Source organism: Streptomyces sp. NPDC047022 (assembly GCF_040644155.1).
Classification (GTDB): Bacteria; Actinomycetota; Actinomycetes; order Streptomycetales; family Streptomycetaceae; genus Streptomyces.
In genome coordinates this window covers 70,355-85,133 of record NZ_JBEYVV010000007.1, presented here as the reverse complement: position 1 = coordinate 85,133, position 14,779 = coordinate 70,355, and the positions used below count along the sequence as shown (strand labels likewise).

14 protein-coding genes and 1 riboswitch are annotated in these 14,779 nt (G+C 71.4%); of the genes, 10 read left to right on the top strand and 4 right to left on the bottom strand.

Translation table 11 applies throughout. The features are described 5' to 3' along the window. On the bottom strand, positions 1 to 1,043 hold a 1,043-nt coding region (locus tag ABZ845_RS10680; RefSeq protein ID WP_360976422.1), incomplete at its 3' end, for an MFS transporter. Positions 1,044 to 1,185: 142 nt separating this feature from the next. On the opposite strand from ABZ845_RS10680, the gene ABZ845_RS10675 reads away from it, so the two are divergent. Beyond that, on the top strand, positions 1,186 to 2,376 hold the full coding sequence (locus ABZ845_RS10675) for an ROK family transcriptional regulator (protein ID WP_360976002.1): 1,191 nt from the start codon (positions 1,186 to 1,188) through the stop codon (positions 2,374 to 2,376). A gap of 31 nt (positions 2,377 to 2,407) precedes the next feature. Here the strand turns inward: ABZ845_RS10675 and ABZ845_RS10670 are convergent, their stop codons facing one another. Next, the gene (locus tag ABZ845_RS10670) at positions 2,408 to 3,154 is read right to left on the bottom strand and encodes an SDR family oxidoreductase (RefSeq protein ID WP_360975999.1); all 747 of its coding nucleotides are present in this window, start codon (positions 3,152 to 3,154) and stop codon (positions 2,408 to 2,410) included. 414 nt (positions 3,155 to 3,568) lie between these two features. Then, positions 3,569 to 3,699, top strand: a riboswitch (FMN riboswitch). Between the two features lie 149 nt (positions 3,700 to 3,848). Here ABZ845_RS10670 and ABZ845_RS10665 point away from each other — a divergent pair. The 9 genes from ABZ845_RS10665 (at position 3,849) to ABZ845_RS10625 (ending at position 11,394) form a co-directional block, all read left to right on the top strand. Beyond that, positions 3,849 to 4,451, top strand: coding sequence for a riboflavin synthase (locus tag ABZ845_RS10665; RefSeq protein ID WP_360975996.1), 603 nt, complete (start codon positions 3,849 to 3,851; stop codon positions 4,449 to 4,451). Next, complete coding sequence (locus ABZ845_RS10660) at positions 4,448 to 5,092, top strand: nicotinamide mononucleotide transporter family protein (protein WP_360975993.1); 645 nt, start codon at positions 4,448 to 4,450, stop codon at positions 5,090 to 5,092. Before ABZ845_RS10665 ends, ABZ845_RS10660 begins: the two co-directional genes overlap by 4 nt. After that, the gene (locus ABZ845_RS10655) at positions 5,089 to 6,441 is read left to right on the top strand and encodes a bifunctional 3,4-dihydroxy-2-butanone-4-phosphate synthase/GTP cyclohydrolase II (RefSeq protein ID WP_360975990.1); all 1,353 of its coding nucleotides are present in this window, start codon (positions 5,089 to 5,091) and stop codon (positions 6,439 to 6,441) included. The genes ABZ845_RS10660 and ABZ845_RS10655 overlap by 4 nt, the downstream gene beginning before the upstream one ends. Positions 6,442 to 6,460: 19 nt before the next feature. Next, positions 6,461 to 6,946, top strand: coding sequence for a 6,7-dimethyl-8-ribityllumazine synthase (gene ribH / locus ABZ845_RS10650; RefSeq protein WP_360975987.1), 486 nt, complete (start codon positions 6,461 to 6,463; stop codon positions 6,944 to 6,946). A 33-nt stretch (positions 6,947 to 6,979) separates the two neighbouring features. Next, positions 6,980 to 7,252, top strand: a complete 273-nt coding sequence (locus ABZ845_RS10645) for a phosphoribosyl-ATP diphosphatase (RefSeq protein ID WP_360975984.1) — start codon at positions 6,980 to 6,982, stop codon at positions 7,250 to 7,252. 53 nt (positions 7,253 to 7,305) lie between these two features. Then, entirely contained in the window at positions 7,306 to 8,154 is an 849-nt protein-coding gene (gene hisG, locus ABZ845_RS10640) for an ATP phosphoribosyltransferase (RefSeq protein ID WP_360975981.1), read from the top strand. Positions 8,155 to 8,168: 14 nt separating this feature from the next. Further along, positions 8,169 to 8,633, top strand: coding sequence for a PH domain-containing protein (locus tag ABZ845_RS10635; RefSeq protein WP_360975978.1), 465 nt, complete (start codon positions 8,169 to 8,171; stop codon positions 8,631 to 8,633). A gap of 335 nt (positions 8,634 to 8,968) precedes the next feature. Further along, positions 8,969 to 10,306 (top strand): hemolysin family protein, encoded by a 1,338-nt coding sequence (locus tag ABZ845_RS10630; RefSeq protein WP_360975975.1) that lies wholly within the window; start codon positions 8,969 to 8,971, stop codon positions 10,304 to 10,306. Beyond that, positions 10,303 to 11,394 carry a hemolysin family protein gene (locus ABZ845_RS10625; protein WP_360975972.1) on the top strand — a complete coding sequence of 364 codons (1,092 nt, stop codon included), beginning with the start codon at positions 10,303 to 10,305 and terminating at the stop codon, positions 11,392 to 11,394. Before ABZ845_RS10630 ends, ABZ845_RS10625 begins: the two co-directional genes overlap by 4 nt. 149 nt (positions 11,395 to 11,543) lie before the next feature. On the opposite strand, the gene ABZ845_RS10620 is transcribed toward ABZ845_RS10625, so the two are convergent. Both ABZ845_RS10620 and ABZ845_RS10615 read right to left on the bottom strand, forming a co-directional pair. Continuing rightward, a complete protein-coding gene (locus ABZ845_RS10620) occupies positions 11,544 to 13,400 on the bottom strand; it encodes an AAA family ATPase (protein ID WP_360975969.1) in 1,857 nt (618 codons plus the stop codon). 432 nt (positions 13,401 to 13,832) lie between these two features. Next, positions 13,833 to 14,489, bottom strand: coding sequence for a hypothetical protein (locus tag ABZ845_RS10615; RefSeq protein WP_360976419.1), 657 nt, complete (start codon positions 14,487 to 14,489; stop codon positions 13,833 to 13,835). Positions 14,490 to 14,779: the final 290 nt, after the last annotated feature.

Genomic DNA, 14,779 nt, shown 5'->3' with positions numbered 1-14,779 from the left:
GCGACTACCCGCGTGGCGTTTGTGTTCCGGCCCCCCCCCCCCGGCAGGCCGGGGCGGGCCCCGGGGCGGCCGCCCCCCCCCGCGTTACCCCCCCGCCCCACGACGACGGCGATCCCGAGCCCCATCAGCGCGAACCCGCCCATCGCCGGCGCCGGACGGTCCGCCGCGACGACGAGCAGTCCGCCGAGGACGGCGAGGACGCCGCCGAGGCGGACGGTGCGCACCGCGCCGAAGCGGTTGACCACCGAGTCCCCCGCGATCCGGGCGAGCGCCATGGTGAGCATGAAGCCGGTCGTGGACGCCGCCGCGAGACCCGCCGAGGTGCCGAGCCGGTCGCGCAGATAGACCGCCGACCAGTCCAGGCTCGCGCCCTCCGCGAAGACCGCGCAGAAGCCGACCGCGCCGATCAGCAGCGCCGACCTGGGCGGCAGCGCGAACCGGGGCGGCGGCTTCTCGTCCTCGCCGGGCTGGAGATCGAGCACCCAGCGGCAGGCCAGTACGCCCAGCAGGGTGAGTGCCACTGCCGCGAGCGCATGGTGCAGCCGGGCGTCGGAACCCAGGTGCGCGGCGAGCGTGCCCGCCGCCGATCCGGTGAGAGCCCCGGCGCTCCACATGCCGTGCAGGCCGGACATGACCGACCTGCCGAGGAGCCGTTCGATCTCGACGCCGAGCGCGTTCATCGCGACATCGGCCATGCCCGCGCTCGCGCCGTAGACGAACATCGCCAGGCACAGGGTGAACAGATCGGGCGCGAGGGACGGCAGGACCAGGGAGAGCGTCCACAGCGCGATCAGGGCGCGCAGGGCCGTGCGGCTGCCGAGACGATGGCTGATCCGGCCGGCCAGCGGCATGGAGCAGGACGCGCCGAAGGCCGTGAAGGCCAGGGCGAACCCCAACTGTCCGGCGCCCAGGGAGGCGTGGTCCTGGATCCACGGCACGCGCGTCGCGAAGGAGCCGGTGACAGCGCCGTGCACCGCGAACACCGCGCCGACGGCGTACTTGGCGCGCCGCACCTCGACCGGCTGGAAGACCGCCTGGACCATCCCGCCCATTCTCCGCCCCCTCCGTGCCGTACCCGCCCCGCGACGGTGCGTAAACTATCAGGGTCCCTTCCTGATAGATAGAGGGGCGTGGAGGTACGAGGACCGCCGTCGGGCGTTCCCGCCGATCTGGAAGGATCCCGGCATGCCCGCATCCCCGAGCACCGCCCGGGCCATCAACGACCGGCTCGCCCTGCGGCTGATGCAGCAGGAGGGCCCCTTGACGGCAGGCCGGCTGAAGCAGCTCACCGGACTGTCCCGGCCCACCGTCGCCGACCTCGTCGAACGGCTCACCGCGGCGGGACTGGTCGCGGTGGTGGGGGAGTCGGGCGAGCAGCGGCGCGGGCCGAACGCGCGGCTGTACGGGATCGTGGCCGACCGCGCCCATCTCGCGGCCCTCGACGTGCGCACGCGGGGCGTCTCCGTCCTCGTGTCGGACCTGCTCGGCGGGGTGCTCGCCGAGGCGTCGGTGCCCATCGGCGCCGGCACCGGAACCGCTTCCGCCGTCGAGCGTGCCGTGGCGCTGGTGGAGCACGCGGTCAAGGCGGCCGGTGCCCGGGCGCTGCACACGGTCGGGATCGGGGCGCCCGGTCTGATCGACCCCGCCACCGGCGAACTCCGTGACTCCACCGGGCTTCCCGAGTGGCACCGCCGTCTGGCCGCCGCGCTCCAGGAGCGGCTGCCCGCACGCGTGATCGTCGAGAACGAGACCAACCTCGCCGCCCGCGCCGAGCAGCGCGAGGGCGTCGCCCGCGACCGCGACACCTTTGTGCTGCTGTGGCTGGGGCACGGCACGGGCGCTGCCGTGGTGCTGGACGGAGCTCTGCGCCGCGGTGCCTCCGGCGGCACGGGGGAGATCGGCTTCCTGCCGGTCCCGGGCACCGCGGCGCTGCCCTCCGCGACGGACTGCGAGGGCGGCTTCCACTCCCTCGCGGGCGCGGCGGCCATCGCGGAACTCGCCCGGCAGCAAGGGGTGTTCGCCCGGACGCGGGGCGGCGAGCCGCAGGCGGCGGCACTTGTGCGGACGGCGGTGGCGGCAGAAGCACGGCCGGAGGCGGCCGGCCGATTCCTCGACGCCCTCGCCGACCGGCTCGCCATCGGCGCCGCCTCCGTCGCCGCGATCCTCGACCCCGGATGCGTGGTGCTCGGCGGCGAGGTCGGGCAGGCGGGAGGGGAGCCGCTCGCCGCACGTGTGCAGGAGCGGCTCGCCCGTATGTCACCGCTGGCCACCGAAGTCCGCGCGAGCTGCCTCGGGGGCGGCGCCGTACTGCGCGGTGCGCTGCTGACCGCGCGGGACGGCGCTCAGGACGAGCTGTTCGGGGCCCAGGGCCGCTGACCGGGGGCGCGTCGCCGCCCCGGCCCGCGGGTCAGCGCTTGCCGTACCGAGCCGCCAGGTACTCCTCGAACGTGCCCTTGCCGACCGCGTTCCCGGGGCTGAGATGGCCGCCGGCGCGCAGTGCGCGGACCGTCTTTCCCGGGATGGGCACGGACACGACAGGGCGACGGCGCCCCGTCGCCCGCAGCCAGGCGCGGGCGAGGCCGGGGAACGTCCGCGCCTCGGGACCAGCCATGTCCTCGACCCGGCCGGCGGGCTCCCGCGCCGCCAGTTCCGCCAGCCGGTCCGCCACCTCCGACACCGCGATCGGCTGGTCGCTCACCCCTGCCGGGAGCAGCAGCACGGGCAGCCTGCGCAGCGTCTCGAACACCTGCACAAGCAGATCGTGGAACTGGGTCGTCCGCAGGACCGTCCAGCCCAGGCCCGACTCCTCGATCCGCTGCTCGACGGCGTGCTTGGCCCGGTAGTAGGCGAGCGGCACCGTGTCCACCCCGACGATCGAGATATAGACCAGATGCCGCACCCCCGCCCGCCGTGCCGCCGCGATCAGATGGGCGGCCGCCTTCTCGTCGCCCCCGCGCGGGCTGCTCGCGCAGTGCACGATCGTGTCCACGCCCGCGACCGCCGCGTCCAGACCGCTGCCGCCTTGGATCAGGTCGACGGCGTAGGGCTGCGCGTGCCGGGCGAGCACGCGCACCTCGTGCCCGTCCGCCCGCAGCCGTTCGACGACGAGTCGGCCTAGGGTTCCGGTGCCGCCGGTCACCAGGATCGTGGTCATGCTGTTCAGCCCTTCAGGATGCGGGCGTTCCCCGGTGGAACGCCCCTCGCCCGGTATGACCGGAGAGCGCCCGGGAATGTGACAGCACCCAGCCGGGCCGCTGCGCGTCCCGCTCGGCCGCGATGGTCGAGGCCCGGCGGCGGGGCAAGGGCCTCCGTCACCGCCGCCGGGCCGCTCGTGGGACGGCGTGCGGGGCCGGGTGAGCAGACCCTAAGAGGACTAGACCAGTTGCGTCAATGGGTATGGACCAATCGTCAAATACCGTGGACGAGACGGGAGTTGCGGCCGATACGGGAGGGTATGGCCCTGCAGGATCTGGCGCAGATGTCCAGCATGCGAACCTGTGAGCCACCACACAGCGATTCACTCGCATGGCCGACTATCGGCCGTGGCACACTGGGCTCGTACCAGAAGCAGCGCACTCCGGGGTCGGTGAAACTCCGAACCGGCGGTTACAGTCCGCGACCCGGTCGCTTCCAGCGGCCGGTTGACCAGGTGGAATTCCTGGACCGACGGTTAAAGTCCGGATGGGAGGCAGTGCGCGGCGGGCGGGCATTCGTGCGCGCCGCCGTATCGGCTCGTTCCTGTGGACGGGCTCTGTCCGGCGTCGCCCCCGGTGTCCTCGCCCGTGCCTGTTGTCGTTCATCGGCAGCCCCCGGAGTCCGTGCCCCAATGAGGCAGGAGGACCCGGGAAGTGTTCACCGGAATCGTCGAAGAGCTGGGTGAGGTCACCGCCGTCGAGAAGCTCGGCGACTCCTCCCGCTTCCGGCTCCGTGGCCCCGTCGTCACCGAGGGCGCCCAGCATGGAGATTCCATCGCCGTCAACGGCGTCTGTCTGACCGTCGTGGAGCATGAGGGCGACGAGTTCACCGCCGACGTAATGGCGGAGACCCTGAACCGTTCCAGCCTCGGCGCCCTCACGGTCGGCTCCCGCGTCAACCTCGAGCGCCCCACCGCCGTCGGCGCGCGCCTCGGCGGGCACATCGTGCAGGGCCATGTCGACGGCACGGGCGCGGTCCTCGAACGCAAGCCCTCCGAGAACTGGGAGCTCATCACCATCTCGCTCCCGGCGGAGCTGAGCCGCTACGTGGTCGAGAAGGGTTCCATCACGGTCGACGGCATCAGCCTCACCGTCGTGGAAGCCGGCGCGGACCGCTTCACCGTGAGCCTCATCCCGACGACGCTCGCGCTGACCACGCTCGGCGTCAAGCAGCCCGGTGACCCGGTCAACCTCGAAGTCGACGTCATCGCCAAGTACGTCGAGCGTCTGCTGGCCGGTCAGGGGGCCGACCGGTGAACTGGCTGAACTCCGAGGCGTTCACCGTTTTCGGCCAGCACATCAGGTGGTCGGACATGATCGGGAACGTGATCGGTCTGGCCGCCCTCGCCTTCGGTTGGCGGCGCTCGATCTGGAGCTGGCCCGTGCAGTTCCTGTCCGGCGTCATCCTCTTCGCGGCCTTCGCCACGGCCCATCTCTCCGGCAGCGCCGGCAAGCAGATCGTCGTCATGGCCGTCGCCGTCTACGGCTGGTGGCAGTGGAACCGCGGCAAGGGGCAGGCGCAGGACGGCCATATCGCCGTACGGTTCGCCACCTGGCGCGAGCGCGCGATCCTGGCGGGCGCCGCGGCCGTCGGCACTCTCGCTGTGGCCGGCCTGTTCACCGCTTTCCCGACCCTGTCCTGGGACCCCTGGCCGGACGCCTACATCTTCGTCGGAACGATCGTCGCCATGTACGCCCAGGCGCGCGGCATGGTCGAGTTCTGGTTCGCCTGGCTGCTCGTGGACGCCGTCGGTGTCCCGCTCAACTTCGCGAACGGCTTCGCGTTCTCCGGATTCGTCTACGTCATCTACGGCGCGCTCGTCCTGTGGGGCGCGCGCGACTGGTGGCTGCGCTCCCGAAAGGCAGAGCAGCCCGTCCTGGAAGGAGCTGCGGCATGAGCGCCAGCCCGTCGACCGCCATCACCCCCGTGAAGCCGGTCCTCCACACCCTGGGCCACACCACGGATCACGGCGTGGACCACAGCACGGACTACATCGAGGACTTCGCCCTCGACCCGGTCGAGCAGGCCATCGCCGACATCGCGGCCGGCCGCCCGGTCGTGGTCGTGGACGACGAGGACCGGGAGAACGAGGGCGACCTCGTCATCGCCGCCGAGAAGGCGACCCCCGAGATCATCGCCTTCATGATGAGCGAGTGCCGGGGCCTGATCTGCGCCCCCATGGAGGGCGACGAACTCGACCGGCTCGAACTGCCGCAGATGGTGGACAACAACACCGAGTCGATGCGCACCGCGTTCACCGTGTCCGTGGACGCGAGCGGCGCCCACGGAGTGACCACCGGCATCTCGGCCTCCGACCGCGCCACCACCCTGCGGCTGCTGGCCGGGGGTGAGACCGGACCCGGGGACTTCGTCCGCCCCGGCCACATCTTCCCGCTGCGTGCCCGGCCCGGTGGGGTGCTCGTCCGCAACGGCCACACCGAGGCGGCGGTCGACCTCGCCCGGCTCGCGGGGCTGCGCCCGGCCGGCGCCATCGTGGAGATCGCCGGCGAGGACGGCCGTATGCTGCGCCTCCCGGAACTCATCCCGTTCGCCCGCAAGCACGGCCTCACGATCATCTCGATCGAGGACCTGATCGCCTACCGGCGCGGCACCGAACCCGCAGTGCGCCGCGAGGCGCAGGTACAGCTCCCCACCGCCTTCGGCGAGTTCACCGCGTACGGCTACCGCGCCACCGACGACGGCGTCGAGCATGTGGCCCTGGTCCACGGCGAGATCGGCGACGGCGAGGACGTCGTCGTCCGCGTCCACTCCGAGTGCCTGACGGGCGACGTCTTCCACTCCCTGCGCTGCGACTGCGGCCCCCAGCTTCAGGCCTCCCTCGAACACATCCGGGCCGAGGGCAGGGGAGTGGTGGTGTACCTGCGCGGCCACGAGGGGCGCGGCATCGGGCTGATGTCGAAGCTGCGCGCGTACGAGCTCCAGGAACGCGGCCGTGACACGCTGGACGCCAACCTGGAACTGGGCCTGCCCGCGGACGCCCGCGACTACGGCGCCGGAGCCCGCATCCTCCAGGACCTCGGCGTCCGCAGCGTCCGGCTGATGACCAACAACCCCGACAAGACCGAGGCCCTGCTCCGGCACGGCCTGAAGGTCACCGCTCGGGAGCCGATGCCCGTACAGGCGGGCGAGCACAACATCCGCTACCTGCGCACGAAGCGGGACCGGATGGGGCACGAACTGCCCTGGCTGGACACGGCGACCGTGTCGGCCTGCGGCAACCAGTAAGAGAGCACTGAGGAGAATCGTGAGCGGCAAGGGTGCACCGGAGCTGTCCGTACGCAACGTGAGCGACCTGCGGGTCGCCGTCATCGCGGCGCAGTGGCACGACAAGGTGATGGACGGTCTCGTGGCGGGCGCTCTGCGGGCCCTGCACGAACTGGGGATCGACGAGCCGACCCTGCTGCGGGTCCCGGGCTGCTTCGAGCTCCCGGTCGCCGCCAAGGTCCTCGCGGGCCGCGGCTATCACGCGATCGTCGCCCTCGGGGTCGTCATCCGGGGCGGAACCCCGCACTTCGAGTACGTCTGCCAGGGCGTCACCCAGGGGCTGACCCAGGTCTCCATCGAGACCGGCGTCCCCGTCGGCTTCGGCGTGCTCACCTGTGACACCGAGGAGCAGGCCCTGGACCGCGCGGGCCTGGAGGGCTCCAACGAGGACAAGGGGCACGAGGCGGTGACGGCCGCGGTGGCGACCGCCGCGACGCTCCGCTCAGTATCTGAACCCTGGCACTGAGGTACACCCGAAGCGCGTAGGGTAAAGACCACCATGTCCAAGAAGACGTTCGAGGAGCTTTTCACCGAGCTCCAGCACAAGGCCGCCCACGGCGACCCCGCCACCTCTCGCACCGCGGAACTGGTCGGCAAGGGAGTCCACGCCATCGGCAAGAAGGTCGTCGAAGAGGCCGCCGAGGTCTGGATGGCCGCCGAGTACGAGGGCAAGGAAGCCGCCGCCGAGGAGATCTCCCAGCTGCTCTACCACGTCCAGGTGATGATGGTGGCCCGCGGGATCTCCCTGGACGAGGTCTACGCCCACCTCTGAGCCGACAGCCGAACGCCCGTACAACCCACGCACGAACGAAGGAATCCGGTCTCATGCTGCGCATCGCCGTACCCAACAAGGGTTCACTGTCCGGCCCCGCGGCGGACATGCTGCATGAGGCCGGTTACCAGCAGCGCCGCGAGTCCAAGGAACTGAGGATCGTGGACCCGGAGAACGAGGTGGAGTTCTTCTACCTCCGCCCGAGGGACATCGCGATCTACGTCTCCTCCGGCCGTCTCGACATCGGCATCACCGGCCGCGACCTGCTCATCGACTCCGGCGCCAACGCCGAGGAGATCCTGCCGCTCGGGTTCGCCCGCTCCACCTTCCGCTTCGCCACCAAGCCCGGCACGGCCGGCGGCGTCGAGGGCCTCAACGGAATGACGGTCGCCACCTCGTACGAGGGCATCGTCGCCAAGCACCTCGCGGACAACGGCATCGACGCCTCCGTGGTCCACCTCGACGGAGCCGTGGAGACCGCGATCGAACTCGGTGTCGCCGAGGTCATCGCGGACGTGGTGGAGACCGGCACCTCGCTGCGCAACGCCGGTCTGGAGATCATCGGTGAGCCGATCATGAAGTCCGAGGCCGTCGTCATCCGCCGCACCGGCGCCGACGCCGACGAGCCCAAGGTCCAGCAGTTCCTGCGCCGTCTCCAGGGCGTGCTGGTGGCCAGGACATACGTGATGATGGACTACGACTGCCGTGTCGAGCAGCTCGACAAGGCCGTGGCCCTGACCCCGGGCCTGGAGTCCCCGACCGTCTCCCCGCTGCACAACGAGGGCTGGGTCGCCGTCCGTGCCATGGTCCCGTCCAAGGAGGCCCAGCGGATCATGGACGATCTGTACGAGATCGGCGCCCGGGCCATCCTGACCACGGCCATCCACGCCTGCCGTCTGTGAGGAACCGCATACCGATGACGGATCTGCCGGATCTCCCGGATCTGCCCATAACCTTCCGGCCCGGTCGCACCAGGGCGGTGCTGCTGGGCGCGGGCGTCGCGGTCTTTGTGTCGATCACCACAGTCGCCATGCTGCTCGAGCAGCTCACGCCGGGGGAGCGGATCAGTTTCGTCTTCACGGCGGCCGTCCTGTTCGGCGTGCTGTGCACGCTCGCGCGGCCCAAGGTCGTCGCGGACGAGGACGGGGTGACCGTCGTCAACATCACCGGTCGGCGCCGTCTGGAGTGGGCGGAGATCCTGCGGGTCAACCTCCGCCAGGGCGACCCCTGGGTGTTCCTCGACCTCAGCGACGGCACCAGCCTGCCGGCCCTCGGCATCCAGCCGGGCATCGCCCGGCAGCGGGCGGTGGAGGACGCGCGCACCCTCCGGGCGCTCGCCGAGGCCCGCTCCGCGGCCGATCCCGAGCGGCACCGGAGCTGATCCCGAGCGGCACCGGAGCTGATTCCGAGCGGCACCGGGGCTGATCGAAAAGGCCTCGGGGGCCGGGGCCGGGCGGCCGCCGGCCCGGTTCCGGGCCGATTCGGGGCGGACTCGGAGCCGTCCGCCCTGACACTTCTGCCGCGGTCTTGATTAATCTGGTGGCAGAGGCGTCTCGAGGGCGCCTCCGCCCCTGCTGCTCCGCCCGGAGCGCCGGGGCTCCTGCTATCCGAGGAGTGACTCCCTCCGGCGATGGACGGATCGTCCTGCAGTACCTGCGCCGCCCCCTGCCGACATAGCGCGGACATCGTCCGCCTGGACGCCCGGGCGGCGGCATCATGACCATCCCCCTGCTGCTCCTCGGAGCGGCTTTCCTGCTGATCTTGGCCAACGGCTTCTTCGTCGCGGCCGAGTTCGGACTGGTCACGGTCGAGCGGCCCGACGCCGAGAAGGCCGCTGCCGAGGGCGACCGACGGGCCGGCACGGTCGTCGAGTCGCTGAAGCAGCTGTCCTTCCAGCTCTCCGGCACCCAGCTCGGCATCACCATCACCTCGCTCGTCGTCGGCATGCTCGCCGAACCGGCGCTGGCCGAGCTGCTGCGCGGCCCGTTCGCCGCGGTCGGCATACCCACGGGCGCCGTCTCCGGTGTGGCCGTGGTCGTCGGCATGCTGCTCGCGTCGGCCGCGCAGATGGTGATCGGCGAACTCGTGCCCAAGAACTGGGCGGTCTCCCGGCCGCTCCAGGTCGCCCGTTTCGTCGCGGGTCCGCAGGCCGTCTTCTCCCGGCTGTTCCGACCGGTGATCGCGGCCCTCAACACGGTCGCCAACCGCCTGGTGCGCGCCCTGGGCGTGGAACCGGCCGAGGAACTGGCCTCCGCCCGCACCCCCGGCGAGCTTGTCTCCCTGGCCCGGCACTCCGCACGGGCCGGAGCACTGGAACAGGACACGGCCGACCTGTTCGTCAGGACTCTGTCCTTGGGCGAGCTGACCGCACAGCATGTGATGACCCCGCGGGTGAAGGTCAGCGCGCTGCAGTCGTCCGCCACGGCTCAGGACGTGGTGAACCTGACACGGGCCACCGGTCTGTCCCGCTTCCCCGTCTACCGGGAGAAGATCGACGAGATCGTCGGGATGGCGCATCTCAAGGACGCCCTCGCGGTGCCCTCGCGGGAACGGCTGCGTACCCCCGTCACCCGGATCTCCCAGACCCCGCTGCTCGTCCCCGAGACGCTGCCCGTCCAGCCGCTGCTCGAGCGGCTGCGCAGCGAGCAGCCCATCGCCGTTGTCGTGGACGAGTACGGCGGCACGGCGGGCGTCGTCACCCTCGAGGACATCGTCGAGGAGCTGGTCGGTGAGGTGCGTGACGAGCACGACAGGCAGGACCTGCCCGAACTGTCCGCCGCATCGCCCGAGGACGGGCGCCCTGCCTGGGACGCCGACGGCAGCTGCCGGGTCGACATCCTGAAGCGGATAGGTATGGACGTCCCGGAGGGGCCGTACGAAACCGTCGCCGGACTCGTCGCCGATCTCCTGGGCCGGATCCCCGTCCCCGGGGACCGGGCCGAGCTGCCGGGCTGGCGGCTCACGGTGCGCCAGGTCGGGCACTACCGCGCCGAACGGGTCAGGCTCGTGAAGCTCGCGGACATGGCCCAGCCCGCCCCGGAGGCCGTGCGATGAGCCTCCTCCAACTGGTGTTCGCCGCGCTGCTCGTGCTGGTGAACGGATTCTTCGTCGGCGCCGAGTTCGCGCTCGTCTCCGTGCGGCGCAGCCAGATCGAGCCGCTCGGCACCGCACGGGCCCGGCAGGTGCTGTACGGGCTGGAACGGCTGCCGCAGATGATGGCCGCCGCCCAGTTCGGCATCACCATGTGCTCGCTGACGCTGGGCGCCGTCGCCGAACCGACGGTGGCACGGCTGCTGGAACCGGCGTTTGAGGCGGCGCGCCTTCCCGACGGGATGGTCCACCCCCTCGGCTATGTGATCGCGCTCGCCGCCGTCGTCTTCTTCCACCTCGTCATCGGCGAGATGGTGCCGAAGAACCTGGCCATGGCGGCGCCGGAGAAGGCGGCGCTGTGGCTCAGCCCGGGTCTGGTGGCCTTCGCCAGGCTGTGCCGCCCGGTCACGGCGGCGCTGAGCGCCTGCGCCCACGTCGTCCTCAAGCTGTTCCGGGTGGAGCCCAAGGACGAGGTCGAGGCGGTCTTCACCAGCGAACAGCTCAACCAGCTGGTGGAGGACGCCGGACAGGCGGGACTGCTGGACCCCGTGGAGCAGGAGCGGCTGGGCGACGCCCTGGAGCTGGGCACGCGCCCGGTGACGCACGTGCTCCTCGACCCGGACCTGCTGGTGACCGTGAAGCCGACGGTCACTCCCGGGGAGGTGGTCGCCCTCACCGCGCGCACGGGCTACTCACGCTTCCCCGTGGTCTCGGCGAACGGCGCCTTCATGGGCTATCTCCACGTCAAGGACGTCCTGGATCTGGAGGAGTCCGAGCGTGCGGTGCCGCAGCAGCTGTGGCGGCCGATGACCACGCTCGCCGCGGAACTGCCGCTGGACGACGCGCTGACGGTGATGCGCCGGGCCGCCACACACCTCGCCCAGGTGGCGGACGCCTCCGGCCGGGTGCTCGGCCTGGTCGCCCTGGAGGACGTCCTGGAGCTGCTCGTGGGCGAGGTCCGTGACCCGGCGCACCGGGAAGCGGGCGTACCTGCGGCGAAGCTGGCGGAACCCCGCCCCAGCGAGACCCCGGAGAACGCCCTCACGGCCTGAGCCCCTGCCCCTCCCTCCGGCCCACCCGTCCTTCGCGGCGGGTGGGCCGTCTCATGGCGGGGGAGGCGCGTGCGCGCGCACGCCCAGCCCGCCGTCGTGCGCGGCCGGCCGAGAACCGTCGCCGACGCGGGGAGCACGCGGCCCGGGCGTCAGAGCCCGGGCCTGTTCTGCGGTCCCCGGCCCGACAGCACCTCCCCGTACGCCTGCATCAGATCCGGTAGCCGCAGCGTCGAGAGCTCGTCCCGGGTAGGTGTCGAGGGATACCCCGTCAGCCGCAGATCCCGGTAGGCGCAGCTCTTCTCGTACAGCGTCCGCAGAAAGCGTCCGTTGCCCAGCTCGTCGATCCAGCCCTGGTCCACGACGTGACCGGCGATCGAGCGCAGCTCGTCCAGTGCCTCCTCGTCCCAGACGTCGCCGTTCTCCGCCGCCAGGACCTCGCCGATCGACGTGAGCTCGAGCGGCCGGTAGGAGGGGAAGTCGACACGGGTCGTGAAGCGGGAGGACAGACCGGGGTTGGCGGCCAGCAGACGGTCCATGCCCTCGGGGTACCCGGCCAGGATGACCACCAGGTGGTCGCGGTTGTCCTCGGCCCGCTTCAGCAGCACCTGGAGCGCCTCGTCGCCATACGCGTCACCTTTGCCGTACCCCGAGTTGGACAGGGAGTACGCCTCGTCCACGAACAGGACGCCGCCGATCGCCGAGTCGATCAGCTCGTTGGCCTTCACGGCGGTCTGGCCCAGGTACTCACCGACGAGGTCCGCCCGCTGCGCCTCCACCAGATGGTCGCCGCCGAGCAGACCGAGGGCGTAGAAGACACGGCCCAGAATCCGGGCCACCGTGGTCTTGCCGGTGCCCGAGGGGCCCGAGAAGACGAAGTGGCGCTTGGGCGGCTGAACGGGTAATCCCTGCCCCGCCCGCAGCCGGGCCATATTGAGCTGCGCGGACAGTGCCTTGACCTGGCGCTTCACGGGATCGAGCCCGACCATCCGCTCCAGTTCGGCGAGGGCCTCCTCCAGCAGTGCCGGATCCGTGGGTCCGGTGGGCAGCGACTGTCTGGGCACGGAGGCCTTCTCCCGCACCAGGTCGCCCTGGGCGGGCAGAGTGCCCGGCGGCGGTTCGGGGTCGGAGAGCTTCACATCCCGGCCCTCCGCCCCGAGCAGCGGATCGAGGCCGTCCGGACCCTCCGTCACGTCTCCGCCTCCGGCGAACGCCATCGCGGTGAAGTCGGCCGGATCGTCGTACCCGTCGCTCTCGGCGATCGCCGCGAGACGCGCGGAGGTGTCCATGAACGCCGGGTCCACCCGGTGCACGGCGCGGTACAGGGGCAGCGCGGCGGCGGAGCGCCCCGTGCCCTCGTGGGCGCGGGCCAGCCAGTAGCGCAGCTCCTTGCGCTGCGGCTGTTCGCTGCGGCAGCGCATCAGGGCGGCCGAGAGCAGCGGCTCGGCATGCCCGTACATCTCCAGGCGGACCCGGGCCATGCCCCCGAACAGGCCGGCCTCTATGCCGAGCATGGGGTCGTCGATCAGCGGATCGGTGTGTCGGACCAGCTGCTCCCAGTCCTTGACCAGATATGCCCGGCAGGCATGCAGAAAGCGGACCTGGGGATCGGTGTCGACGGGCGGCAGTCCGGCCAGCGCCCGGTCCAGCTCGGGGACATGGCGCCCGTCCAGCCAGTGCGAGGCGTGCGCGAGCAGCAGGTCCCGCGGGCTCTCCAGCACCGGTTGCACCCACCAGCCCAGCCAGTACCAGGAGTTGAGCGCGCGCCGGTGGCGCCCCCGCTGTTCTCCGAAGCGGTCCCGGTGCCGGAACATCCGCAGCAGCGCGGTCGTCGTGTCGATGCGCAGCGCGTGCAGGCCGAGCCAGCCGTCGGCCATGCCGGGATCCATCTGGACCGCAGCGCGGAACTCGTCCTCCGCCTGCGGATAGGCGCCCATCGTGTAGGCGTCGACACCTCGCACCCAGGCGAGGTCGGCCGGGGCCTCGGGGCCCCACGTGCCGAAGTCCATCACGTCCCCCACAACCGTGCCCCCGCTGGTTCACCGGCGGGCCGGTGCCCGTCGGCCGCCTCGTTCGAACCGCTGTGCCGCGGACCGGAGTTGCGACCGTGCGCAGAGCAGTGTCCGAAGGTCGCACCGAGAGGCATCGTACCCGCGGGGCGGCGGCGCACCGAAGGGTGCGGCACGGGCCGTTTGGCGAGGTGGGAGCAGACGGGGCGCACACGGCGCGGTGACCGAGGGTGAGCGCCGTGCACCATCCGGCGCCCGGACAGGAGTGCCGGGGCAGAACGAAGCCCCCGGTCACGGGGGAACAACCGGGGGCTTCGCGTCTGTGGTGGCGGCTTCACCGGCCGCACATTGAGAACGTAAGACCTGCACGGCTCCCGGGTCAAGCCGCCTTGAAGCAGTCAAGGAAGTTATTCGGTAAGGGTCTTCACAAATTCAGCACACTGCCGATGAGTCGTCACCGTGGGTTACGACGGGGCTCGGACCAGGGGTTCTGCCGGGTCCCGGCAGTACCTCGTACCCCTCTGTTTCCCCTCTTTCCGCTGTCACCTCCGGCCCCTGGACCCTCTGTCGCACCAGGAGGTCGGCGAACGGCCGCGAGGGGTCCTCGGCGAAGTGCCGCCGCTCCGCCTCGGTCCACCGGGCCCAGAACGCCTCCTGCTCCTGGCCGTCCCTTGCCTGCCCGCGCGCCCAGGCATCCTCCGGGGGCATGTCCATCCACAGCAGCAGTGCCAGGTGGGGGCGCAGTGCCCGGCGGCCGGTGCCGACGCCCTCGATCAGGATCACGGGAGCGGACGGCAGCGCGCGGGCGGGTCCCGGGCGCCGTGTGCGCCAGTCGTAGGGGTGGTAGTGCGCGGTCTCGCCCCGGCCGAGCGGCTCGATCACCTCGCGCAGCAGCCGCTCCGTCCACGCGAACAGTTCCCGGTGGGTGGCGATGTCGTCGAGGTGCAGTACGGGTGCGCCGCCGAGCCCGGCCGCCAGTCGTGCGGCGAGGGTGGACTTGCCCGAGCCCGCGTGGCCGTCCAGTCCGACGAGGCGCACGGGGCCGCAGGACGGCGGCAGTTGCGCCAGGCGGTGCTCGAGGGTGTGAATGGCGGTTCCCGGGGGTGGACGTCGAAGGACGCGGGCATATTTCGACGGAACATTTTACGACGGATGTGTGCGGCGCGTGCGCCTGCCTGTACGCGTACCCCTGTCCGGGTGGCCCGGGCGATAAATTAGTGCCGCATTGAACTGTTCACTCATCAATCATCGGCGGCGCCCGCTTTTCGCCGCCGCCGATCGCGGATGCGATGACCGGCCAACATTTGAGAATCGCCGTTCCGGTTAAGCCCGTTGCTGAGTAGGGTGCCAGGTGCGCGACTGCGAGGCGTCGAACGGGG

Excerpts from the sequence above, each read along its gene's own strand:
- ABZ845_RS10635 (WP_360975978.1), top strand. The coding sequence starts at position 8,169 with ATGACGGATCTGCCGGATCTCCCGGATCTGCCCATAACCTTCCGGCCC.
- ABZ845_RS10630 (WP_360975975.1), top strand. The coding sequence starts at position 8,969 with ATGACCATCCCCCTGCTGCTCCTCGGAGCGGCTTTCCTGCTGATCTTG.
- ABZ845_RS10620 (WP_360975969.1), bottom strand. The coding sequence starts at position 13,400 with ATGGACTTCGGCACGTGGGGCCCCGAGGCCCCGGCCGACCTCGCCTGG.
- ABZ845_RS10625 (WP_360975972.1), top strand. The coding sequence starts at position 10,303 with ATGAGCCTCCTCCAACTGGTGTTCGCCGCGCTGCTCGTGCTGGTGAAC.
- hisG (WP_360975981.1), top strand. The coding sequence starts at position 7,306 with ATGCTGCGCATCGCCGTACCCAACAAGGGTTCACTGTCCGGCCCCGCG.
- ABZ845_RS10645 (WP_360975984.1), top strand. The coding sequence starts at position 6,980 with ATGTCCAAGAAGACGTTCGAGGAGCTTTTCACCGAGCTCCAGCACAAG.
- ABZ845_RS10670 (WP_360975999.1), bottom strand. The coding sequence starts at position 3,154 with ATGACCACGATCCTGGTGACCGGCGGCACCGGAACCCTAGGCCGACTC.
- ABZ845_RS10655 (WP_360975990.1), top strand. The coding sequence starts at position 5,089 with ATGAGCGCCAGCCCGTCGACCGCCATCACCCCCGTGAAGCCGGTCCTC.
- ABZ845_RS10675 (WP_360976002.1), top strand. The coding sequence starts at position 1,186 with ATGCCCGCATCCCCGAGCACCGCCCGGGCCATCAACGACCGGCTCGCC.